The sequence below is a fragment of the Mesorhizobium sp. M4A.F.Ca.ET.020.02.1.1 genome (assembly GCF_004022645.1).
Taxonomy (GTDB): domain Bacteria; phylum Pseudomonadota; class Alphaproteobacteria; order Rhizobiales; family Rhizobiaceae; genus Mesorhizobium.
Genome location: NZ_RZOI01000833.1, coordinates 1 through 2,444, shown reverse-complemented (window position 1 = coordinate 2,444; position 2,444 = coordinate 1). Strand labels below are relative to the sequence as shown.

Genomic DNA, 2,444 nt, shown 5'->3' with positions numbered 1-2,444 from the left:
GCCGAAGCAGCCCTTGCCCAGGCCGAACAGGCGCTGCGCCAGGCAAGCGAGGCCGAGCGCAATGCCCGCCAGGCCGGCCGCGATGCCCAGCATGGGCTGGATGCCGCCCGCAACGCGCTGGCCGAGGCCGAGAAGGCCGGCGGCGAACTGGTGAGCCGGCGCGCCGCGCTCGACGAGGCGCGCGCCCGCGTCGTCGACAGCCATGAGGAAACCCAGGCGGCCTTCCTGGAAGCCGAAACGCTGCTGCAGGACGCGCCCGATCTCGGTGACCTGCAACTGCAGCTCGAACAGTCCTCGGACAATGTCTCGCGCGATCGAGCCACTCTTGCCGACGCGCGCGCCGTCCATGAGGGCTTGCGGCGCGAAGCCGAAGCGCGTGTGCGCCGGCTCGAAGCCATCGGCGCCGAGCGCCGCAGCTGGCTGGAGCGGGCCGAGAACGCCTCGACGCAGATCGCCGCCCTTGGCGAGCGCAAGGCGGAAGCCGAGGCCGAGCGCGAGCGGCTGGCCGATGCTCCCGATGAGATCGATGCCAGGCGCCGCGCGCTGCTCTCGCAACTGGCCGAGGCGGAGACGCTGCGCCAGGCAGCGGCCGACCGCTTGCAGGAAGCAGAGAACAAACAGGCCGAATTCGACAAGGCCGCGACCGCTGCCATCCAATCGCTCGCCGAAGCGCGCGAAACCCGCGTCCGCGCCGAGGAGCGGCTGACCGCCGCCGACGAGCGGCGGCTGGAGGTCGAGGCGCGCATCCAGGAAACGCTGAACACGCCACCGCACCTGGTCATCCGCCACACCGGTCTGGAAGCCGATGAACCGATGCCCGAAATGGCCGATGTCGAGCGTCAGCTCGACCGGCTGAAGGTCGAGCGTGAGCGGCTCGGCGCCGTCAACCTGCGCGCCGAGGAAGAGCAGAAGGAGCTGTCCGACCGGCTGGAGACCATCGTTTCCGAGCGCGAGGACATCATCGAGGCGATCCGCAAATTGCGGCAGGCGATCCAGAGCCTGAACCGCGAAGGGCGCGAGCGGCTGCTGTCGGCGTTCGAGGTGGTCAACGGCCATTTCCAGCGCCTGTTCTCGCATCTGTTCGGCGGCGGCACGGCCGAACTGCAGCTGATCGAATCCGAGGATCCGCTGGAAGCCGGGCTCGAAATCCTCGCCCGCCCACCGGGCAAGAAGCCGCAGACCATGACGCTACTCTCCGGCGGCGAGCAGGCGCTGACGGCGATGTCGCTGATCTTCGCTGTGTTCCTCACCAATCCGGCGCCGATCTGCGTGCTCGACGAGGTCGACGCGCCGCTCGACGACCACAATGTCGAGCGCTTCTGCAATCTGATGGACGAGATGTCCCGTACTACAGAGACGCGCTTCGTCATCATCACCCACAACCCGATCACCATGGCGCGCATGGACCGGCTGTTCGGCGTCACCATGGCCGAGCAGGGCGTCAGCCAGCTGGTCTCCGTCGACCTGCAGGCCGCCGAGGCGATGCGCGAGGCGAGCTGAGGCGGCGGCCAACATGCCGCCAATCGGCTACTTCTCCGGAGCGGTCGCTGGCGCCGTATAGCGGCGGCGTACGGCATCGAGCACCAGCTTGCGGCTCTCCTCGGCCGAAAGCGCCTTGTCCTTTTCCGCCATGGCCGTTTCGCGCGCCAGCTCCTTGTCCCTGATCTGACGGCGGAACCATTCCGAATAGTCGCCGGCGCGCAGATGATGCATCCAGGTCTTGTCGTCTATGCCTTCCGCCATCTGGGCAAAGATGATCAGATTGTGCGCCCTCAGGTTCATCGCATTCTTGGGACCCTTGAAATAGAAGCTGCCTGCTTCGTCGAGCTGGCCCTCGGCATATTTGCGGCTGTGCCGCTTCAGCGATTGGCTGGGCTCCATCGCCTTGACGGTAAAGGGCTTCTTGCCGGTATGCGGCCGCCAGAGCAGTACGCGATCTCCTTTCGGGGTGGGGATGTTTCCCGGCGCCTCCAGTCCGGTTTCCTTGCAGAACGTCTTGATCACGCCTTTCGCTTGAGGTCCGAGCGCAATCACTACCGTCACCAGGCGCAAGGCATCCGTCGAGATCGCTTCCGGATGCACCGTGATCAGCACTGTCCCGGGCAATTCAAGCGAAAGCACCGCTCGCGTGTCCTCGCGCCGCTTGGGCAGAAGGTGATGCGCTTCGTCGATGATCAGCCAATGCGGTCTTGCCGTGCGGTAGCGGACATTGCCAAGGCCGGGCAGGAGTTCCGCGAAGAAGTCCGGCCGCTCATCGACCCTCAACGCCAGGCCGTTGACGACGACATTGGTGTCAGGCTTGCCGATCAGCTGCAGCAACTGGTCCTTGCTTGGCGCAGCCGAGGAATCGCCAAGCGGCACAGCGCCCTGCAGCCCGTCATAATCGCCCTCCGGATCGAAGATGCAGAACTGCAGACCTTTTTCCGCGAGCCGTTCGGTAAGCG

The 2,444-nt window shown here is 66.2% G+C and carries 1 protein-coding gene and 1 pseudogene; one reads left to right on the top strand and one right to left on the bottom strand.

The genetic code is table 11. The features are described 5' to 3' along the window. Positions 1 to 1,500, top strand: a 1,500-nt coding sequence (locus EN742_RS31830; RefSeq protein ID WP_148670401.1) for a chromosome segregation SMC family protein, incomplete at its 5' end; no start/stop codon positions are given. A gap of 27 nt (positions 1,501 to 1,527) precedes the next feature. On the opposite strand, the pseudogene EN742_RS31825 reads toward EN742_RS31830, so the two are convergent. Continuing rightward, positions 1,528 to 2,444, bottom strand: a pseudogene (locus EN742_RS31825) (phosphoglycolate phosphatase); the annotation flags it as partial.